A 21,879-nucleotide genomic window follows, 5' to 3' on the forward strand; every position below is an offset into this window, starting at 1 on the left:
GCATAGAAAAAGACGATAGATTTATATTCCATCGTCTTAACTCTCTCTTATATTTCCTTTAATGTATCTTTCGCTACTTCAAGATATGCTGTGATCCAAAGTGCAATTTTAGGTAGCCCATAAGGACTGATCAAGAATGCCAGTAGTAATGCTGCTATTCCTGTTGCCATATCTTTTTGTATAAAGCAAGCTACTGCTCCAATAAATACTAGGAAAGATATTATACCTAAAATCATTCCACTAACTTTTATAATAAATTTTAGAAAAGCAATTAGTATCAACAAGATCAATATTATTGGAAATAAGATAATTTTCAATGCCCATCTCATAACAACCTCTCTATTTCTTTGATTTATCCTCTAAACTCTTAATACCTGTATTGTTCAACTTTTCAATTGACATCAGCTGAGTTCTGGCAAGCTTTCTAAGTTCTATCATTCTTTCTTTTTGATCCATACCTTTACCAATAAGAATTGCATTATAGCTTTCCATATTTGCAAGAACAAGTAATTCATTCAGACTTGCATAGTCTCTCATATTACCCTTTAACTCAGGATTTTCTTCACGCCACTGTTTAGCTCTCTTGTTAAACAAGGCTACATTGAGCATATCTGCTTCACTTGCATACTTGTAAGACAACTGTTCGTTGGTAAGATCTTTTAAGAGATATTCTTTGATTGCGTCTGTATGAATTTTGTAGTTAATCTTGGAAATTTCTCTATTCAAATTCCAACCTAATGATAGCTTAGAGTTTTCATCTGACTTAAGTCTTTTGTAATCCTGAATTACATACATCTTAAATTCAGCAGAAATCCATGAAGCAAATTCAAAGGCAATATCTGTATGTGCAAATGCACCACCGTATCTTCCTCCTTTTGAGATAATTCCGATTGCGTCTGTTTTTTCTACCCATTTCTTAGGGGACAGTGTAAAGGAATTATATCCAGCTTCCGATTTAATTCGGTCGAATTCGACCGAATTGAAATTCATGTTGTTTAAGCTTTCCCATAAACCAAGAAATTCAATTGTATCTTTTCTTCTCATCCAATTTTTAATTACATCACTTGGTTCATCGCTTTTATATCTAGCAATATCCGTTAGACTTATATAGTCGTTTTGAAAGTCTTCAGTATAAATTTGAATAGCAAATCCTTTTGCTTCAATCGTCTCTTTTTTCACCTTAGACATATGAGTTCCTCCTTTATGCTGATGTACTGTTTACAACATTTATTTTCATAATAACTGCTCTAAACAGCACACCAACGATTCATTTTTTTGATTTTAAACTTTGGTAGAAGCTCTAAAACCCTTGTATTTACTTGACTATTTGCCTGTGTCATTATTATGACACGAAACCCACAAGTTGGATCGACTATTGAAACATCTTGAATGTTAGTATCAATTTCTTTAACTGAGTTCAATAAAGTTCTCTCAGCCAACCAATCTGGTGTATAGTACTCCCCCTAAAGAATGTCTAAAACTTTTAGGAACAACAGATTCATAAATTTGTTTTATAAAATCAAAATTATTATTATTTACATTATTGTTTATCTAAAATAAAAGTTCAATACTTTCTTCCATATGATATACTATTAACAGATGACTGTGTCTCTATCATAGGATTACCCACCATGAGTTTATGGAAACAAATCTTAACCGCTTCCATCTATCAGGTCTATATTCTTATATTTATTTTTTCTTACTCTGATACTCCCCCTATACGACAAAAAGCCTTGGAATCAAGGCTTTTCAAAATGGCTTTAGTTCAAAGGTTTCTAGGCTTTCGCGAGCAAAGCTACGCACTCCACATGTGTTGTCAATAGGATAGGAACACAAATTATTGACCTCGTCGCTTGAATGAGGATACAATTTGTTGTCAGTTTCCTCATTAACTTCCTTGGCATTTTTTCTTCTGCTCTTGAATAATCTTCCGTCCTGAGAATCTTTTTTTCCAGTCTTATATATGATAGTAATCATTGCAGGATCAATTTCACCTTCATCGTTAGTTCCCCCAATGATGATTTTATCTACTATACTTTCAAATACTGCCCTATCAAATTCCTCAAGATATTTATTGGACTCAAGTAATTTTTTAAACCCCTCGAGCCTTTTCTTCAACGCTTTTTCATCAGTGAGTGTTACTTCTAAAGTCCTTTTTTCTGCAAGTAATTTCTCTTTACTAATAGCTATTTCATTATACTTATCCTGATATATATCCATGCTGATTGACTCATTCAGCCTTAACTCAACAAGATCCTTTTCTTTCTTTAGTATCTTATCAAGTTGATTTGTTATCTTCTTCAGGTCTTTAGCTAAACTGTTGTCTTTCAATTCTTCTTCCACAGTTTTAAGAAATTCATTAGTAATTTCCACATTATTGTGGCATACCTGACGATAGCTTTCCATGAATGCTTTTTCTATGGCTTCTTCTTCAATCCCTTTACTATGCGGACAATACTTCTTTCCGTTTTTAGTAGCATTGACACACTGCCATATAACTTTTGTATACTCTGAACTCGAATGCCAATTTCTTCTTGAAAGATTATGACCACAAAATCCACATTCAAGCATGCTGCTAAAAGCATATTTTCTTGAATACTTTTCTCTCTTACCACCATTATTAGCAACGGTATTTCTGTTTTTTGACCTTCTTAATCTAATACCTTGAGCTTTTTCAAAATCTTCTTCCGAAATGATTGGCTCGTGATGGTTCTCTATATAAAACTTATCCTGTTCTCCGAAATTATCCAATCTTCTCTTTGAAATAGGATCAACCGTATAGGTCTTTCCCATCATAAGATCCCCTTTATATTTCTCATTTTTTATGATTCCTAAAACTGTTGTTTCCGTCCATCTTTTATTCCCTCTTGGCGATAAATATCCTTGTTCTTCAAGTTCTCTGGAGATTACCATACCGCCAACACCTTCAATATATCTTCTGAAAATATATCTTACAATCTCAGCTTCTTTTTCATTGATAGAAATACTTTTAGTTTCCGGATCATAGTCATAGCCTAAACATCCTTGAAAGCCGACCATTTCTCCTCTTTCCATCTTCATTCTCAAACCTTTTTTGACATTGGCTGAAATGTTCTCTACTTCCTGTTGCGCAACTGAACTTAAAATTGTTAAAAGCAACTCTCCGTCCATTGTTAAGGTGTTTATGTTTTCCTCTTCAAAAAAGACCGCAACATTAAACTCTTTCAACTTTCTTACATACTTTAAGGTGTCTAATGTATTTCTTGCAAATCTTGATATAGACTTTGTAATTATCATATCTATATCGCCGTTCATACAGTCATTTATTAACCTTTGAAAGTCAATTCTTCGATCAACCTGTGTTCCTGTTATCGCCTCGTCAGCATATATTCCGGCAAGAGTCCACTCTTTATTTTTCTGTATAAATTCTGTGTAATGTTCTACCTGAGAATTATAGCTGTTAATCTGATCTTCAGTATCCGTACTAACTCTGCAATATGCTGCCACTCTCTTTATTGAGCGTTCAACACAGCCTGATGCAGTTCTTTTCAGTGTGGTATCACCTTTAATAACTTTTACATCTTTCTTCACTGCATCCGCCTCCTTTTTGTATCTCTCTATGCAGTTGTATTATACCACACTCGCAAAACATTATAAATATAATTCTGTTGAAATGTTGTACTTTTTCATCAGTTTTAACTTTATCTTTCTGTATTCAATATCGTTTAGTAAATGTTTAGAGAGCAAGATAGATAGCATAGATAATTGGAGGCTATATTTTAGTAATTCGTTATTCATTCTAAACCCTCCTCGTTAAAATTCATTTTTAAGTTTTATGACATTGACGGGTGCTTTGGATCAGCAACATTGGAATCTCACCACCGCCCCTGTTAAGATGAGCCGGCTTTCACTAAAGAAGTATCATTATCATCACTTAGATCATGGCTCACAAAGTTGTCCTTGTTCTTTGCTTTAGAATATTTATTTATCGCTCGTTTCCTTATATCCTCGCTTATGGCAGTATTCATTTAAACCGAATTTAATCAGCAGGAAAGTCATGGCGTAAATATCTTTTGCTCACTAAGTAATTAAAAGTCCCGTCTTGGTCTATTCAATTGTCAAAGAACAACTGCCTAATGGCTATAAGAGAGAATTCCCTTTAAATATCTTGAATTTCATTTTCTATCTTCTAAAAAATTAAAGAGGACAGATCTCTCTTCACTTTATAAAGGAAAATCCGCCCTCACATACAGAGTATTTTCTACAATAATTTTTCTAAAATCTCTTTGAGCTTTCTTAAAATTCTATCCTTTCGCCATTGTATAGTCTGATAAGTTACTCCCTTATCTCTTGCAACACTTGATAAAGTTTCATCATTGAAATATAAGCGTTCAATAATATCTCTTTCTTCTGCATTGAGCCTTAATATAGCATTTCTGACTGCTTCAATCATCATATGTGTTTCAACAATCTTTTCTACATCAATGCTTTCATCAACAATATTATCTACAAAGTGTCCGTCATGATCCAATGATGAAAAAAAGAGCAAGTGGTTTTTCTTGTCCACCTGCTCTAAATACTTCTCGTGTTCTTTTTCTCGCCAGTAGACTTTATATATCTGCTCGCTGACTCTAACCTTTTGTCCATTGACATACAGATAATATTCTTTTGGCATTTTATTTCCTCCATTTCTTTTTTGTCTGCGTTTTAAGACAAAAAAGGAGGACTTCTGCACATAGGCATACGAAGTCCTCTGAAATGAAAGAATCTTGCTTTTTCTCTATATTTTAAATTTGATTTTTTATGATAATTACCAGTATCAAAAAGGTCTATTGTTTTTTTCTTTATGAATAACAGACCATAAATAACACATAGCAATTACCCCCCATTATTCAATCCATTTTCCCCTCATAAACATATCTCCTATCTTAGCTAATTCATGTAATTGAATACTTAATAACTAATTATATCTTTTGCTTTTTCTATTAGTTTTTTTGTACTATCGAAATCAATTGAATTCTCCAATTCTGTATTTTTAATTACAGCATCTAAATATGAACTATAAACTATCTCATGATTTCTATTAGGCTTACCTCCTAAAAGCAAGTTATCTTCAATCCAGTTATCAATTTTATTAAAATATTGATCCCCTTTGATTTCAAAAGATTGTTTCTCTCTCTCCAAAAGAATTTGTAAGTACTTTTCTATATACTTATTAGCTAAATTAAAGTTTTTATCCTTGTTATAATGCATAGCTAAGGTCAAATAAAAATTCAAAGCCATAGCTACATTAATTTCTACCAGGTTAAATGTTTCTATTAAATTTTCAATTTTTTCACAAGTTGCACACCAATTATCATTTTTAAGATTGCTTTTCATTAGCAATAAGGTGACTAGCTCAACAACATTTTTTAGAATGAACACCTGTAATTTTGCATCCACAAATTCATCCTCTTGAGTTTGCAGATAAGCAGATGCAAGCAAGCATTCTGTTGATAAGAACAATTCCTCCGATGAAGGTAATATTTCTATCGTCTCTTTTGCCTGTCCTAATTGAAGAAGGCATACCCCTTTCATGTTTAGTGCTTTTTTAGTTAATGTATTATTCTTAGAGTGGTCAATTACTCTTTTAAATATTTCATTTGCATATCTTAAGTATTCCTGCTTTTTTTCTACCTCACCAACCAAATCACAGTGATTAACTATCAATGCCCCCATATAATAAAGCAATTCAAAGCATGAATAATATTGATTTATTGTCAATTTAATATCCCTAATAACGTCATCAATTCCATCCTTTGTAATGTCTTTTGAAAAATCTTCATATATTTTTTTTATTTGTTCTAGTGATAATTGAGGCTCATAACCAATCAACTCATCTACTGTAACGTTAAAAAATGTTGCAAGTTTTGGTAACAATAAAATATCCGGATAACTCTGACCGGTCTCCCATTTTGAAACAGAAGCTTTTGTAACCATCATGAAATCAGCTAGTTCTTCCTGTGTTATATTTTTTTCTTTTCTTCTTTGATAAATATTCTCCGCAATTTTCAACATATGATTCACTCCTTTTTATGACATTTCCTTTTTATTTAATACAATAATAGAACTAATAATACAAATAATTATTAAACCAAATGTTGTAAAAATAGGGATAAAATAGTCATTAAACCCGATCCCCTTAATTATATTTATAGGCTTTACAAGTAACGCAATCGGCATATATTTTACAATTTCTTCTTTTAGAGAAAGAGTAAATTGTATCACTACAGCACCTGCGACGAATAATAATGTCCCTATCACATTTTCAGTAATGACACTGCCTAGTATCTCTAATGCAATCAAAAATATTCCAAAAATTAGCGGAAGTAATACTGCCAAGAGAATATTCTCAATGGGAAATTTATTGCTAAAAAAATACTTTGTATATCCAAATGCTATAAGAAAGCAAATACAATATGAAAGAATCCACATGATTGCATTAAAAAAACATTTTGATATTATTACTTGATATCTTGGTAACCCCTTTGATAGCAAATTTATTAAAGTTCCTTTTTGAATCTCATTCGTAACTTGCGTACTGAACAAAATCACAAGACCGAACATTCCTATCTGGTTAACGTTCTTAAAAAATTGTACCCAAGAATCAATTTCTGTTGGAGTATTAGCCTTGATATCAATGCCATCAGTTGCAATAGCTTGAAGGATTTGAGGAGTCAGTTTTGCTGTAAGTGGACTTATCAATCCAATAAATATAAACAACAATAAAAGTCCCAACATCTTTTTTGTCCTAATATTTTCAATTGATTCTTTTTTTATCAGTGAAAAAAATATTCTCATGACTTAATTACCTCCATAAAAATATTTTCTAGTGTTGGCTCTTTTACACTAAACTCAATAGGGAGAATATTCTCATTATGAAGTTCAGATAATATATCAAATGCTTTATTTTCAGAATCTACTTCTAAAAATCTAAGCGTACTTTCTTCCTCCTTAAAATTCATTTTCGAAATAACATTGTTGTTTTTAAACTTATTCAACTCATCAATAGATTTAAACCTTATCTCAATTTCATTTGTACGTTTCATATTCTTCAGCTCATCTATTGAGCCTTCTAATACGTTTTTACCGCCATCTAAGACAACAACATGATCACAAATCGCTTCAACATCAGATAAAATATGCGTAGAAAAAACAACCGTCGCTGTTGATTTTATTTTTCTAATGATCTCTAATATTTCTTTTCTGCCCACCGGATCAAGAGCCGAAGTAGGTTCGTCACAAATCAATAATTTAGGGCTATTTAAAAGAGCTTGTGCAATTCCTAAACGTTGCTTCATACCTCTAGAAAAACCATGTATTCTTTTGTCAATTCCATCTAGTCCAACTAATTCTAATAATTCATCACTTTTTTTTGCTATCTCATCATTATTAAGCCCAGTTATAGAACCACATAATTTAAGATATTCTTTTGGTGTCATGTAACCATAAAACTCAGGCACATCTGGCAAATAACCTATAAACCTATTAGTGTTTGTCTGACCATATTTTACTTTTTCTCCAAATACTTCAATAGAACCCCCATCAATTTTCAAAAATCCCAAAATCATTTTCATTGTTGTCGTCTTACCCGCACCATTTTTCCCCAAAAATCCAAATATAGTTTTTTCAGGAATATTTAAAGATAGTCCATTTAAAATATTATGGGTTCCAAAAGACTTATATAGATTATCTATTTTAAGAGCATCCATTATTCATTATCCTTTCCTATCGTTAGATACAAAATAGGACCAATAATTTGTATTAAAACAACTACAACTATCCACATTGCCTTATTCCCAAATTTAAACTTGTCGTGTTTTAATACATGGCTCAATGCGTAAATCATAAGCCCAATTTCCAGAACAACTATCGGTATTAAGATTGGTAAATATTCTCTAATAAATTCCATTTTAAATCCTCCTTACGTTATCTTTATGTTATTTATATTATAGCAGTTAACTTTATTAACTTTCAAGAAACTATTAGTTGATTTTTTAGCCGAAAATCAACTATCATGAAACCTCAACTTTTATATCGAAATTTAAATTAATTACTCTTTTGTGGTATAATATAAACATAAATTAAAAGCTCGCTTAACGCTTGCTATCTAATTCACTCTTATGTAGCAAGCACAGTAAGTGTACGGACACTTACGGAAAATTGACGAAGCAGCCCCTTGGGATCTGCTTCTTTTTTTATCAATTTTTAGCTTGTTAGGGAGAACCCTAAGACCCCGAAATACATTCAAAGGAGGAACTAACTATGGCAAATAGAATAAGAAACGAAAGACTTGAAATTAAACTAACTGAAGAAGAAAAGGCTCTTTTTGAAGAGAAAAAAAGACTTGCGAAGTGTAGAAACATGAGCCATTTCATCCGCAAATGCGTTTTAGAAAAGGAAATTTATCAAGTGGATTTAGAGCCTTTCAGAGATTTACAAGGCTTACTTTCCAATGCAACAAACAACATCAATCAGATTGCAAAGCGAGTAAATTCGACAGGCGTAATCTACAAAGAGGACATCAGTGATATAAAAAAAGAGATTGAACATTTCTCAAAAGAGCTGTGGCAAATTCATTCACTACTTCTGAAAAGAACATCTGAAACGGGAGGTGAATAATAATGGCTATTACAAAAATACACCCAATAAAATCAACGCTTAATCTTGCCATTGACTATATTGTAAATGGAGATAAAACAGACGAGCAGCTTTTAGTAAGCACTCATAAATGCCACGAATCAACTGCTCACAATCAGTTTTTAAGGACACGAAATGACGCAGGAACAAAAGGAACCGTTCTTGCAAGACATCTCATTCAATCATTTTTACCGGGAGAAACAAGCCCTGAATTGGCTCACCAGATTGGTATGGAGCTGTGTAAAAAGATACTCAAAGATGAGTACGAATTTGTTTTATCTACTCACGTAGATAAGGGGCATATCCACAATCACATCATCTTCAATAATGTAAATATGGTAACAGGTAGGTGCTACCAGTCTAACAAGAAAAGCTACCACCAAATCCGTTATCAGAGTGATAAACTCTGCAAAGAAAATAGCCTATCTGTCATTGACGAGTTTTACGAAAGCTATAAGAAAAAATATAAGATTAACGGTAAATCTTGGTATGAAAACGAACAGGCAAAGCATGGCACTTCTTGGAAAAGTAAACTTCAATTTGACATTGATAGAATAATAAAACAGTCAAAGGACTGGGACGAATTTTTAAAGAAGATGGCTGATCTTGGCTATGAAATCAAATACGGTAAGCACATTGCTTTTAAGCCAAAAGATAAGGCGAGATTTACAAGGACTAAAACAATCGGAGAAGATTATACCGAAGAAAGATTAAAAGAACGAATTTCAGAAAGAGAGTTTATCAAGACTCCCGACGTCAAAAAACGCATCGGCAATGTTATTGACATGAACTCCAATGCAAGGGTAAAGGAAAGCAAAGGCTACGAATATTGGGCAACCAAACATAACCTTCATACAATGGCTGAGTCTGTTATTTATATCAGAGAACATGGCATTAAATCCGTTAAACAGCTTGACGAGTATATTCAAAAAGCAGCCGATGAAAGGCAAAACATACAAGAGAAAATCAAGACTATTGATAAGGAAATGCAGAAGCTTTCCACCACTATGGAGCAAGTTCATAGCGTTAAAAAATACAGAGCGTGCTACAAGGAATATACTGCTAATCCGTCTGACAAGGCATTTTTTGAAGAGTACAAAGCTCAGATTACCCTATATGAAAATGCTCTCTCAGAGCTTAAAAAATCTTATTCCAAGCTCCCAAATTCAAAGGATATTTTAGCTGAGCTTGATAAATTACAAGAAAAAAAGAACACCCTTATGCAAGAGTATTCTTCCTCAAAATCCACTATGGACGAGCTTTATAAGATACGAAAAAATTACGGAATTTATATGGGTAAGGAGATGGAGAGATAATCTTTATCTCCTTTTTTCGCAAATAAAAAAAAGAGTCGGTGCAGTCCCAAGACCACACCGACCATAAGTTTATCTCTCAGCTTCTTTTGATGTTTCTTTCTTTTCTTTAGGCTTTTCCTTATCTTCAGCCTGATATTTTTTGATAGCTCCAAGCACAGACTCTTTCTTTTCATCTCGACCTTTCATCTGTTCTTTTGCCTTTAAGAGCTTTGAAGAAAGTATCCTGATGTTAGTATGTTCCTTGCCGTTATCGTCAACGGAAGTTCTGATCTGTCCAAAGAGTTTTACAAAATCTCCCTGCTTAAAGTCTTTTGGAATATCACCCTTTTCTCCGTATGCGGAGCAATTATGATATACCTTATTGCCCTCATCATCTTTAGATGCCACAGAGAAGTTTACTACTTGAAAGGCTTCGCCGTTCTTATTTTCTCTTTCAACTACATCGATCTTTCCTACAATATTTCCAACGATATTGACAAGATTATCTTTCTCCTTTTGAACATAAGGAAGATCTTTAATCTGCCCCTGTTCTCTTAAATCTTCAATCATGTAATCAAATTCCTCATGCAGTAAATTAACGGTGTCATTGTCCATATAAGCCTCATAGAGCTTATCCAAAGCACTTTCATCGTTGATACCTTTTTCCATGCTGATAACCGCCTTAACAAAGTCCTTGTGATTATCACTTACCATATCTTCTATCTGATTTCTCATTGTTTTGTAATCCATGTTTTATCTCCTTTCATGGTAAAAGGGAGGTTTCCCTCCCTTATCGTACATATTCCTGTTCTTTTGCAGTTTGTTTTTCTTCTGTTTTACTTTCTTCCTGATAGGCTCTTATCTGTCCTAAGATAGATGGTTTATCACCCGTTTTCTGTGTGGCTTCCTCTTTGGTATGCAAATTATCTTCAACATCATAGGTTGACTCAAAATAATCGCTGTCCTTAAAGTCATTGTCATATCTGTCAGCAATTCCATCATTATCAAGGTCTTTAGAAAGTGGATCATAGAAGTTACCTTCATTATCAATTTCAAGTCCCATTGCTTGCTTTAATTCTTCTTCATCTACCGAAACAAAGGTATTAAACTCTCCATTTTCCATTTCAAATTTTATGACATCAAGAGCCTTTTCAACACTTCCATTTTCCTTTACATAATCATAATGACTTACTACAACATCATTTACATATTGAGTCGCTGTATAATTCTCAAGGTCTAACTCAAACTGTATGCCATGTCTTTCATCCGGTGTATCAGTATAAGCAATTCCTATATGCTTTAAATCAGGATATAGAGCGTCAAACTCATCATAACTATGGTTTTCCTCATACTCTCTGTTGCAGAAGTCAATGATGGCTCGTTTTACATCTTCTACAAGGGGATTATCATTTCTCTTTTCTTCCACTTCTCCCATATCAAGGAGCTTATTCAGTTCTGCCAAGCGAAGCACCTTATTCTTTAGTTCATCAGCTTTTTCAAAAGGCTTTTGTAATTCCTCTTTGGCATTTTCAAGCTGTTCTTTTGTGCTGAAGAGCTTTTCTTCAAGCCTCTTTAATTTCTCAGGCATTTTCTCAAGAGCATTATCAAGCCTTGTAATATTACCGTCCGCACTCGTTCCAAGCTCTCCTGAATGCTTTGCAGCACCATTTAAGCTAAAGTTATGCTCATTGGTAAAGAAGTTATAGCTGACCTCCAAATCCATGTTTCTGTACTTTCCTATGACCTTGCTTTCATTGATTTTTACTTTGGAAATCGCTTCAAGCAGCCTTTCTCCGGCTAACTTTTTATCTAATATCTTCACACCACCGATAGTAATGGAAGTAAACTTCTCTTCTCCTTCCGCTTTAGGTTCAACTTCCAATATATCTTTCTTTACAGATTCTATTAGCTTTTCTGTTCTTGCAATTTCTTCCGGGTAGTTTTTAGCGATCTTATCCTCTAATCTGTAACGATTGGACTTATAGTTTGCTTCAAGCATTTTAAGTTTCGTAACCTCATTATCCAAATCCATCTTTTCTTTAATCTTAGGATCACCTGTGGCAAGGGCTTTAATCTCTGCATAGTTTAAACTGCTTTCATCTACATCTTCTGCCACTCTGACAGGTGTTTTACTTGTCATAATCTGTGAAATGAATTTCTGCTTGTTTTCTATGGTCTGCCACAAATACGCATCAAAGGTGTTCTCTGTTACATAACGATAGATATTCACTTCTTTATTCTCATTTCCCTGCCTCACAATTCTACCTGCTCTCTGCTCAAGGTCGGCAGGACGGTCGAGTAGGTCAGGGATATTACTATCCCTTTCCCCTCTAAGAACCGTGCATGAGAGTTTCCCCTCACACGGCTCAAGCAATTCAAAACATCTGCCAATACAGATGTCGGCTAGTCAACTAACGATTTTGTTTGTAGCATTTATCGTGTACAAGATAACGGACTATTTGCCCATTTTCTCTTTGTTCTCGTACATTCCATTGAGTGTCAGTAGTTATCTTCTCATTGCAAAGTGGACATTTATGTTCTTGCTTGTTCCACATATACAAGAGTGATTTTCTTCCTTTCAGTGACAAGAGCATTTTATAGGTCATTCTTTCTTCAAAGTATGATTTCCATTCTATATCAAATGGATTTGATTCACTTTTTATTTTCTTGTGTCTGATGATTTTTGTATCAAACATAAATTTTAGTGGAAATATATCTACTTTCCCTTTCTTTATGGACTTTACTAAGAATGTCCAACGTCTAGTCTTATAGAAATGAAAATACTTATTAGCAATCCAACGTTTCCCTTTTTTAGGATGTCGTCTTTTCGCCCATTGCCATAGCTTTTGGAAAATTTGGTTGTCCACTTTTTGAAATGTCCTTGATGAAGCTCCACATCTATAGTAGTTTGCCCAACCTATTATTTTAGGGTTTAACAGCCTTATTAGAGTTTCTTGTTTGCAAGACTTATTGCTATCGATTACATATCTAATGCTATCTAAGAACTTCTTTACACTCTTTTTAGACGGCTGTGTAAGTAGTACACCTTTAAATTTCCTAATATTAAATCCAAGAAAATCAAATCCATCATCAATATGTGTAATTAAAGTCTTTTCTTCTGATAATTCTAATCCTCGCTCACTTAAAAACTCGACTAACATTGGTTTGATGTCTTCCAATGTCTCTTTTGTTCTACCAGTGATTATGAAGTCATCAGCATAACGCACCATATTAACCATTGGAGAGTATTTCTCATATTTTCGATTTACTCTCTTGTTTTTAGTAGCTAATAATTCACCAAGTCCATCCAATGTCATGTTAGCAAGTGTTGGTGAAATAATTCCACCTTGCATTGTTCCCTCATCAGTTGTGAACAATTCTCCTTTAAAGATAACTCCACATTTCAACCATTTCTTTAATATTTTGGTATCTATAGGAATATTATTGAGTAGCCATTCATGACTAATGTGGTCAAAACAACCTTTTATATCGCCCTCTAATACCCATTTGGGAGAGTTTTTGCGACATAAGATTGTATGACATTGTTGTATTGCATCTTGTGGGCATCTTTCTTTCCTAAATCCATAAGAGTGAGGGTCTGCCGTCATTTCTGCAATTGGCTCAAGTGCTAATAGATATAGTGCTTGCATTGCTCTGTCTTTCATTGTAGGTATCCCAAGCGGGCGTAATTTCCCATTCGCTTTTTTAATATATACTCTGCGTAATGGTTGTGGCTTGTATCCATTTCTTTTTAAGCTTAAAATAGCCTCATACTTTGCTTTGTCCGTAGACCATAATACTTTGTCTACTCCTGCTGTTTTCTTACCTTCGTTAGTTGTCACTCTTTTTACTGCGATTGCTTTTGCAGCAAAAGAGTGCGTCAGTGTCCATTGCAAGGATTTTACCTTGCCGTGTCTACCTTCTTTTCTAGCCTTTACAATACGTTCTTGTAGTTTTTTAACCTGTGCTTCGCATTTTTTCCAGTCAATGGATTTCCATGCAAATTCACGGTCGGTAGTTGCACACGTCTTTTTATTAACGTTCATTTGCTTTACTCCTTTCAAAAATTCTATAAGCTTCTTGTAAAGAATTACCTTGCGTAGAAGTCTGCACCCTTTCGGGTTAGGGCAAATTTTGAACCCCTATTCATTACATTACAAAATGACATTCGCTTTTTCTACAATCCTATACCTGCACCTCTATCGGTATTTCTTACGAAAATACTTTCCTAAATTCTTAGGAGAGATACAGGCTTACCTTGTTCCACATAGATAACAAGAGTAGGTTAGGCTCTGTCTCATTCGCCGGCGGTACTTATATCCGTGTAATCCTACCATGGAGAGGATTATCCGACCGCTTCCCGTTTTGGGCTGGAGCCTGTCAGCAACTTTGGCTCATTGGATGTTACGACGTTTAAATGACAGTTCACTTATGTTAGCCATACTACTCAAGCCTAGCTCCCTAACCGCATTGTTGCTAGCAGATTCGCCTTAGCCTCACGGCTTCGACTTTACCACTTTCGTGGAGGGCTACATTGTCATACCAGCTTCCAAACATTATCATTGCTGATAAAGCAGGTGGTATTAGGCTACCTCTAACGGAATAGAGGGTTTAATCTTTATTTAGTTAAACAATTATCTATGCGACTTTCAAGTCACACCCATGGGACATCCAAATCATGAAGGGCAATCAGTTTGTTTTGCACATTCGTTCCGGCTCCCATCTTCTGTGTTGAGCCGAGTAGTATCCTCACATCTCCTTTTCTTACCTTTGCAAAGAGTTCATCTTTTTGCTTGTCGGAATTTGCTTCATGGATAAAGGCTATTTCTTCTTTCGGTATTCCCATTGCCACAAGTTTTTCTCTAATATCATCGTAAATATTAAACTCTCCATCTCCTTTTGGAGTTGACATATCGGAAAACAGAAGCTGTGTGGACTTATTTTCTCTTGTCTTATCCCAAATGGAAAAGACATTTTTCACGCACACATTGACCTTGCTGTCAGGATTATCAGGTAGCAAAGGATTGATTAAACGCTGATCTAAGGCAAGTTTCTTGCCGTCATTGGTGATTTTCAGCATATTATCTTCGTCAGGTTCTACCACCCTATTTCTCACATCATCTGCTCTTTCAGATAAGCTCTTTAGAATTTCCTTTTGTTCCTCACTTGGCAAAGTCTTAATGACTTCATAGTGTGCTTCAGGTGTTGGAAGATTAAGCATATCCGCTGTCTGAATGTCCGCAACTTCCTTAAACATAGACATCAGTTCAGGCAAGTTATAGAACTTGGAAAATCTTGTCTTTACTCTGTACCCTGTTCCCTCCGGAGAAAGTTCAAAAGCAGACTGCGTTTCCCCAAAGGTAGAAGCCCAAGAGTCAAAATGCTCTAAATTATTCTTTTTAAGGCTTTCATACTGAAGATAACGCTGCATGGTATAAAGCTCAGTCATAGAATTACTTACTGGCGTTCCTGTTGCAAAGACAATCCCTTTACCACCTGTCATTTCATCCATATATCTACACTTCATAAACATATCGGAGGACTTAAAGGCTTCAGACTGTCCAATACCTGCTACATTTCTCATTTTGGTATAAAGGTAGAGATTTTTGTAATTATGTGCCTCGTCAATAAAGAGCTTATCTACACCTAATTCTTCAAAGGTAATGACATCGTCTTTCTTAAAATCATCGTTTAACTTTTCAAGCCTTGTTTCAAGTTTCTTCTTTGTCTTTTCAAGTTGCTTTACGGTAAAATTCTGATTTCTGTCATGCTTATATTCCTCCACATAGTTTATAATTTCATCAATCTGATCTTGAATATGCTTCTCCTGATATTCCTTACTCATCGGGATCTTTTCAAACTGTGTATGCCCGATTACAACGGCATCATACTCTCCTGTGGCAATTCTTCCGATAAATCTTTTTCTGTTTTTCGGCTCAAAGTCTTTCTTATCTGCAACCATAATGTTAGCTGACGGATATAGCTGCATAAACTCACGACCGATTTGACCTGTTAAGTGATTGGGGACAACAAACAAGGACTTACTGCACATTCCAAGCCTTTTACTTTCCATCGCAGACGCCACCATTTCAAAGGTCTTACCACTACCTACCACATGGGCAAGCAAGGTATTTCCTCCATAAAGGCTTCTTGCTATGGCATTTCTTTGATGAGGTCTTAAATCAATTTCTGTGGTCATTCCCTCAAAAGAAAGGTTGCTGCCGTCATATTCTCTGTTACGGATAGAGTTAAAACGCTCATTATATAGCTTTACAAGTCTATTTCTTCTTTCCTGATCGTTAAATATCCAGTTCTTAAATTCTTCCTTTAAAAGTTCTTGTTTCTGCCCTGCAAGAAGCGTTTCCTTTTTATTTAATACAGAAGTTTTCGAGCCGTCCGGATTTACAATCTGGTCAAACACCTTTGTTTCTTTTAAGTTCAGTGCATCTTCAATCAGCTTATAGGCATTTACCCTTGAGGTGCCGTAGGTCATCTCTGCAAGGTCATTTCCTCTGTCCCTGCTCTTTCCTTCTACATTCCATTCACTTGTCAGATTTGAAAATTTAACCTTAATATCCCATTTGGCATATCCCGGAGTTTTCAGCGTTTCAAAGATGAATTTTTCAATATCCTTAATCGGTATCCAAGTAGCTCCGAGTCTTACGTTGATTTCACTTGCTTCAAGCTCTTTTGGAAGAACTTTTGTAAGCTCTGCCTTTTGATATTCCAAACGGTTAATCTCATAGCTTATCAGCTCTTTTTCTTTCCCATCTTCGGCATAGCCAAGATGAGGCAACTCTCTTTCCGTTTGCCTTAACTTTGCAAGGTAGCTGTCTACAATAGCAATCTTATCTCTGATATTTCCGCTTAGGTACTCATCCTTTGTTACATAGCCGTATTTGTATGAATTACTGTCGTTTGCACAGGCAAAAGGTAGATCTCCATCTTCAAGGTTAAAAGATAATGGTCTATAAAAGTTTTGTTCTTCTCTGATGTTTAGATAGATTTCTCCTCTAAGTTCCTCAATCAAAGTAGGTCTATCTTTATCTGTCAGACTTTCCATATATTCAAAATCCACATAACCTTTTTCAGACATAGATAAAACAAGAGCTTCAAGGGAAGTATCAACATGATCGATTGTCTTTGCCTTTATGATTGTTCTTTTTGAAAAAATATCTCCCTTAGCCTTAAAGTTTTCTTCTTCATCAAGGATTTCTATGGAAGATACAAGCGGGAAGTTACTATCTTCTTTTAAGGCTCTGGTATTAGAAAGATTATTGACATACCCATGTTTTTTAGAAAAACTGTCATAGACTTCATTTAACTTCTCCTGAGCTTTCTTTACCTCATCATCTGAAAAATCCTCTTTTTGTTTATATATGACATCCTTTAAGGCTTCGTTCAGTTCAAGATAATCTTTAATCTTTTCCTTGTTTTTGTCCGTTACCTCTTTCTTTACAAATAGGGAATTCTCCCTGTAATACAATTCATCATCAATAATGGTATAGGAGAAATTCTTAACATCATCTGTGGCAGGTATTGTGCTGATTTCATCATCAAGTAGCTCTATTTCTTCATACTTTGCATCTTTATAGATTTCTTCGCTTGCTTTTGTAAGTAATTCCTTTAAGTCCGTATTTTCTTTCGGTAGGCAAGCTATTGTATTTCCAAATCTTCCCGATACCTCTTTCATAAAGCCAAGTACCATTTCAGGATGATCTACGAAATATTTGTTATAGGTAAGACCATTTTCATCTTCAGCAAGATGTATCCAGTCCTCATCTCTTTCTCTGATACTGTCTCTTTTCTTTAAAAAGATAATATCTGAGGTTACTTCTGTGCCGGCAGTACCCTTAAAGGTGTCATTAGGAAGTCTGATAGCTCCTAAAAACTCTGCTCTTGCTGCAAGATAGCGTCTTACACTTTCGTCCTTTTTATCCATTGTTCCTGAAGATGTAATAAAGGCGATAACCCCGCCGTTTCTAACCTTATCAATGGACTTGGCAAAGAAGTAGTCATGGATTAAGAAGTTGTTTTTGTTATATTCCCTGTCATTTACCTTGTATTCTCCAAATGGCACATTACCAATAACCGCATCAAAGAAGTTATTGGAAAAGGAAGTTTCTTCAAGTCCTTTAATCTGTATATCACTTTCAGGATATAAGAGTTTTCCAATCCTACCGCTTATAGAGTCAAGCTCTACACCATAAAACTTTGACTTATTCATTTCATCAGGAAGATTTCCGATAAAGTTTCCAATGCCCATTGATGGCTCAAGGATATTTCCGTTCTTAAATCCCATACCGGAAAGTGTCTTATATACGCTGTCAATCACTGTTTTAGGAGTATAAAAAGCCGTTAAGGTTGATTCCCTAGCAGCTTCATATTCAGATTGCGATAGATTTTCTTTTAAGAATACCCTCGCTTCTTTCCACTGTCCGCCTTTTTCTTCATCGAATACATCAGCAAGTCCGCCCCATCCTACATACTTTGCCAACACTTCCTGAGCTGTAATATCAAGCTCTCGTTCTCCGCTTTCCACTCTGTTAAGCATCGAGAGTGCTTCAAGGTTATTGTTTAATCTCTCGCTTGGAGATAACTTTTCAGGGAGCGTTTCTTCTGTAATCTTGAAATTGTGAGCTTCATTTTTCTTTATTTCTACTTCTTCAGTAGTCTGCTCTGGCTGTTTATATGTCCGATTTTCAAATACTCTCTCAAGATTGCTTTCAAGACGATAAGGAATGACATCGGAGCCTGTTATCATACCGCCAAGATACTCTGCATTGTCCTTAACAGTTACCGTCTTTAGGTTATTTCCCATATCATCAAAGCGTGTAATGGTATAGTTTTTGTCCTTATATTTAATTTCATCTCCAACGATAAACGCAGGTCTTTCAGGGCTTACTTGTCTTAATAAATCTTCATTATCTATAAAAGCTACAATAGGGATTTGATGGTTTCCACTTCTTACCGGATCAAGCCATAAATCATTTCTTTCTGTGATTTGGTTTTTAGCAATCTCCCTTACAGTATATTCTTCATGATTAAAATAGACGGTATCGCCCTCTTTAACTGCAAATTCATCTGCAAGGCTTTCCTCTTTTTCATTAAGCTCTACTTCTTCTCTTTCCTTCAGATAATCAAATAGTGTTTCCTGAACAGGTGTTACAGCTACTCTTTCTTCTACTTCTTCAGATATTTCAAGTTCTTCTTTATCTTCAAAGCTAAGTTCTCCGTTAAAGACTGATTGAAGCTCCTGTTCATCCATCTGCTTTGCAAGTTCTGTATCTTTAAGCTCTCTAAAAGTCTTTGGAAAATCCTCTAAAATAAGCCTTTGGGCATTTAATTCTTTCAATTCTTCAAGATTGAAATATCCCCATTCAGGTTCAATCCCAAGTACAAGTCCAAAGGCATCTCCACTTTCTCTATCGTATTCTGTCATATACCAAGTCCAATTGCTTCTAAAGGGAATAATATATGCAGCATGAACTTGCTTATCTGCTAAAGATACATCTTCCTGTGCATAAAGTTCAGGCACTCTTTTAAGCATTTCATCGGTCATTAAGTTTTCAGGATCATCTTTAGAATAATATTGTGGTGCTTTTGATTCTTCTCTCTCTGTCCTGCTCTCTATTTTCTTTTCTTCATACAGATTTTTAGAAAGCAGCTCATCCATATGTTTTGCCACACTTGACCAAGTAAGAAATACATCACTGCAATTCTTCTTCTGTAATTTAATTCCCTTAGCATCGTGCCATTCATCACTTCCCATTGCACCTGAAACAGCATGAGAGCTTCCTCCGATGCCATACTCATTTTTTAAGAAGTTAGCTTTTTCTTGAAGTGTATGGTTTTCTTTGAAAAATTTTGTAATCCGCTCTTTTCCCTTATCTATTCCGCTTCCTCTTGACAGGGTAGCAAGAACTTCGTCATCTGTAATAAAGGGCTTTACTTTAGGAAATTCTGTCAGATTGGTACTATATTCCTTTCGTGGCAGCTCAAGTTCTTGCAACTTCTGATAAAGGCTATCTAGCTTGTGATAGTGAAACCTTAATACATTTCTGTTTTCTTTGTATCCTTCTAAAAACCTGCCATATTCTTTGATTGTTTCCTTTAGATATTCAGGATTTTTTAATGCCTCAGATAGTCTTTTCGTTTCTTCCGGAAAGCCCCCACCTCTTTCAAAAAGTTCAAAATATCCTTGCTCTTTTCCTTCTTCACTTAAATCATTAGATAAATACCATAGAGATTCTGAAATCCGATCTCTTTCATAATCAAGTGCTTCAGAAATCTCTATATTTGTGGCAAATCCTCCAGTTTCCAAAAGCTCATTTATTCTACTTGCTGCTTCATTCCAACTTAAAATTTGCGTATCATCTTCTCTTGCAGAAGTCCCGTAAGCTAAATGAATACCTTTATCCGAATACCAGGAAGATACTTCTCTTTCGTCAATGTAAAATCCATTTCCACCCCTAAAGGTATCTTTGAGGTATTCTCCCAATTCTCCATTACTTTTTCCTTTAGAAAACTCTGCAATAACAGGAAGTCTACTTCCATCGTGATTTCCTCCGTTAATAAGAACGGTATCTATATCCTTCTGAGTTAATGGAATGGTAAGCCTCATTTGTCCGTAAGTATTTTCGGGTAAAGAAAAAGAAGCCTTATCAGCTTCTTTTAACTCTACATTAGTATTATCTTTTAAATTTCCACTACTTCCTTGATTGTCATTTCCTTCAGAGCTGAAATCATCGCCCCATACTGTGGATCGTTCTCGTCCTCTATCTTCCAAGCTGCCATCAATTTCGGTTTCTCTGTCCTCATAAATTCTATCGCCTGTTTCTGAATATCCATCAGGTGTCCTGTCAGTTTCTTCTCCTTGTATAGATCTACTAACATCTCGAAGTAGCTCTGCTCCTCGCTCTCTGAAATGTAATCCAGCCTCATCACTGCGTAGGTCGGATTCGGATACTCCCTTATGAAGTCCGTCTGTTCCTCCAAGTTGTTTAGCGTATTCTCCTTGATTTTCTCTATTATCTCGTCCGTACTCTCCATTTCGGAGAACTCGCCCGCTTTCATTTCTTTCCTGATCATCTCGTCGAAGTACATTTTCTTCTACCTCCTCTAATTCTTCCTTAATCCTATTATATCCTGCTTCTTTTCCTCTTAAAACTTCTTTTTGAAGCTCCAGTTCTTTGCTTTTTTGAATGGTCGCATCAATAATTTTTCCGCTAATATCCGATACGCTTTCACCAAGACTCATTAGAGATATGCTGTCAAGTCTTTGAAAATTCTCTCTTAAAAGCTCATAATCTATCGAATAATCTAACTTAAATCTTGACGCTACCGCATAGCTTACCGAGTCCCTTACAAACTTGGTAAAGGATATTCTATCCTCATCCGCTACTCTAAGTTCATTCATTAAGGTATCTATTTTTTCATCACCGTAGAGTCTGCTTAAAGAAAAGATGTTTTCAAGTGTGCTTTTACTTTCATCATAGCCCTCGCTTTTAATCATTTCCTTTAACACATCTTGATGGTTTTCTTTGTCAAACTTCCAAAGATTTACTTCGTTGACATCTCTGTTTCTTGAAACTGTCTGACCTATATCAAAAATATAGTCCACTTTTTTGAATGTGCCATAGTCCTCTAAAATGGGGATACCTTTCTGTCCTCGCATTACTGTTCGATTAAAACGTTCCCTCCAGTAGTCAAACTTGGCACAAGCTATTGCTTCAGGATTTTTATCATAGATACTTAATTGACTTCTAAAGTCGTATCTTTGATTGTTTCCGACAACTTTTAGGAGCTTCAGATATTCTGCTTCACTTTGCAAAATATCCTGTTTTACAAGCTCCAAAATGTTATGAAAATCATTTATTCGCATTTTTACCTCCTTCTTTTTTCAAACAAAAAAGGCGGTTAGATT

At 35.1% G+C, this 21,879-nt stretch carries 12 protein-coding genes and 2 pseudogenes; 2 read left to right on the forward strand and 12 right to left on the reverse strand.

Annotation, left to right across the window (positions count from 1 at the left end; translation table 11 throughout):
* Positions 1 to 47: 47 nt before the first annotated feature.
* The 8 genes from H8787_RS07525 to H8787_RS07560 form a co-directional block, all read right to left on the reverse strand.
* Positions 48 to 329 (reverse strand): CD1845 family protein, encoded by a 282-nt coding sequence (locus tag H8787_RS07525; protein WP_102568195.1) that lies wholly within the window; start codon positions 327 to 329, stop codon positions 48 to 50.
* 10 nt (positions 330 to 339) lie between these two features.
* Positions 340 to 1,188 (reverse strand): KilA-N domain-containing protein, encoded by an 849-nt coding sequence (locus tag H8787_RS07530; protein ID WP_000048811.1) that lies wholly within the window; start codon positions 1,186 to 1,188, stop codon positions 340 to 342.
* 561 nt (positions 1,189 to 1,749) lie between these two features.
* Entirely contained in the window at positions 1,750 to 3,570 is a 1,821-nt protein-coding gene (locus tag H8787_RS07535) for a recombinase family protein (protein WP_187327776.1), read from the reverse strand.
* Positions 3,571 to 4,240: 670 nt separating this feature from the next.
* Positions 4,241 to 4,654 carry a sigma-70 family RNA polymerase sigma factor gene (locus H8787_RS07540; RefSeq protein ID WP_187327777.1) on the reverse strand — a complete coding sequence of 138 codons (414 nt, stop codon included), beginning with the start codon at positions 4,652 to 4,654 and terminating at the stop codon, positions 4,241 to 4,243.
* Between the two features lie 278 nt (positions 4,655 to 4,932).
* Positions 4,933 to 6,036, reverse strand: coding sequence for a helix-turn-helix domain-containing protein (locus H8787_RS07545; protein ID WP_187327778.1), 1,104 nt, complete (start codon positions 6,034 to 6,036; stop codon positions 4,933 to 4,935).
* 15 nt (positions 6,037 to 6,051) lie between these two features.
* Complete coding sequence (locus H8787_RS07550; protein ID WP_187327779.1) at positions 6,052 to 6,819, reverse strand: ABC transporter permease; 768 nt, start codon at positions 6,817 to 6,819, stop codon at positions 6,052 to 6,054.
* Positions 6,816 to 7,730 (reverse strand): ABC transporter ATP-binding protein, encoded by a 915-nt coding sequence (locus tag H8787_RS07555; protein WP_187327780.1) that lies wholly within the window; start codon positions 7,728 to 7,730, stop codon positions 6,816 to 6,818. Before H8787_RS07555 ends, H8787_RS07550 begins: the two co-directional genes overlap by 4 nt.
* Entirely contained in the window at positions 7,730 to 7,930 is a 201-nt protein-coding gene (locus H8787_RS07560; RefSeq protein ID WP_187327781.1) for a PLDc N-terminal domain-containing protein, read from the reverse strand. Before H8787_RS07560 ends, H8787_RS07555 begins: the two co-directional genes overlap by 1 nt.
* 353 nt (positions 7,931 to 8,283) lie before the next feature.
* On the opposite strand from H8787_RS07560, the gene H8787_RS07565 reads away from it, so the two are divergent.
* Both H8787_RS07565 and H8787_RS07570 read left to right on the forward strand, forming a co-directional pair.
* Positions 8,284 to 8,640 (forward strand): plasmid mobilization protein, encoded by a 357-nt coding sequence (locus H8787_RS07565; RefSeq protein WP_187327782.1) that lies wholly within the window; start codon positions 8,284 to 8,286, stop codon positions 8,638 to 8,640.
* A gap of 2 nt (positions 8,641 to 8,642) precedes the next feature.
* Positions 8,643 to 9,974 carry a relaxase/mobilization nuclease domain-containing protein gene (locus H8787_RS07570; protein WP_187327783.1) on the forward strand — a complete coding sequence of 444 codons (1,332 nt, stop codon included), beginning with the start codon at positions 8,643 to 8,645 and terminating at the stop codon, positions 9,972 to 9,974.
* 69 nt (positions 9,975 to 10,043) lie between these two features.
* On the opposite strand, the gene H8787_RS07575 is transcribed toward H8787_RS07570, so the two are convergent.
* From H8787_RS07575 to H8787_RS07590, 4 genes and pseudogenes are all read right to left on the reverse strand, one after another.
* A complete protein-coding gene (locus H8787_RS07575; protein ID WP_187327784.1) occupies positions 10,044 to 10,703 on the reverse strand; it encodes a single-stranded DNA-binding protein in 660 nt (219 codons plus the stop codon).
* 40 nt (positions 10,704 to 10,743) lie between these two features.
* Positions 10,744 to 12,246: pseudogene (locus tag H8787_RS07580) on the reverse strand (helicase); the annotation flags it as partial.
* Positions 12,247 to 12,364: 118 nt separating this feature from the next.
* Complete coding sequence (gene ltrA, locus H8787_RS07585; RefSeq protein WP_187327785.1) at positions 12,365 to 13,999, reverse strand: group II intron reverse transcriptase/maturase; 1,635 nt, start codon at positions 13,997 to 13,999, stop codon at positions 12,365 to 12,367.
* A gap of 614 nt (positions 14,000 to 14,613) precedes the next feature.
* Positions 14,614 to 21,837, reverse strand: a pseudogene (locus H8787_RS07590) (Eco57I restriction-modification methylase domain-containing protein); the annotation flags it as partial.
* Positions 21,838 to 21,879 lie beyond the last annotated feature (42 nt).

The organism is Streptococcus sp. NSJ-72 (assembly GCF_014334035.1).
Classification (GTDB): Bacteria; Bacillota; Bacilli; order Lactobacillales; family Streptococcaceae; genus Streptococcus; species Streptococcus constellatus.

Bases quoted from the DNA above. Each gene is read 5' to 3' on its own strand.
- H8787_RS07525 (WP_102568195.1), bottom strand. From the start codon at position 329: ATGAGATGGGCATTGAAAATTATCTTATTTCCAATAATATTGATCTTG.
- H8787_RS07530 (WP_000048811.1), bottom strand. From the start codon at position 1,188: ATGTCTAAGGTGAAAAAAGAGACGATTGAAGCAAAAGGATTTGCTATT.
- H8787_RS07540 (WP_187327777.1), bottom strand. From the start codon at position 4,654: ATGCCAAAAGAATATTATCTGTATGTCAATGGACAAAAGGTTAGAGTC.
- H8787_RS07545 (WP_187327778.1), bottom strand. From the start codon at position 6,036: ATGTTGAAAATTGCGGAGAATATTTATCAAAGAAGAAAAGAAAAAAAT.
- H8787_RS07550 (WP_187327779.1), bottom strand. From the start codon at position 6,819: ATGAGAATATTTTTTTCACTGATAAAAAAAGAATCAATTGAAAATATT.
- H8787_RS07555 (WP_187327780.1), bottom strand. From the start codon at position 7,730: ATGGATGCTCTTAAAATAGATAATCTATATAAGTCTTTTGGAACCCAT.
- H8787_RS07560 (WP_187327781.1), bottom strand. From the start codon at position 7,930: ATGGAATTTATTAGAGAATATTTACCAATCTTAATACCGATAGTTGTT.
- H8787_RS07565 (WP_187327782.1), top strand. From the start codon at position 8,284: ATGGCAAATAGAATAAGAAACGAAAGACTTGAAATTAAACTAACTGAA.
- H8787_RS07570 (WP_187327783.1), top strand. From the start codon at position 8,643: ATGGCTATTACAAAAATACACCCAATAAAATCAACGCTTAATCTTGCC.
- H8787_RS07575 (WP_187327784.1), bottom strand. From the start codon at position 10,703: ATGGATTACAAAACAATGAGAAATCAGATAGAAGATATGGTAAGTGAT.
- ltrA (WP_187327785.1), bottom strand. From the start codon at position 13,999: ATGAACGTTAATAAAAAGACGTGTGCAACTACCGACCGTGAATTTGCA.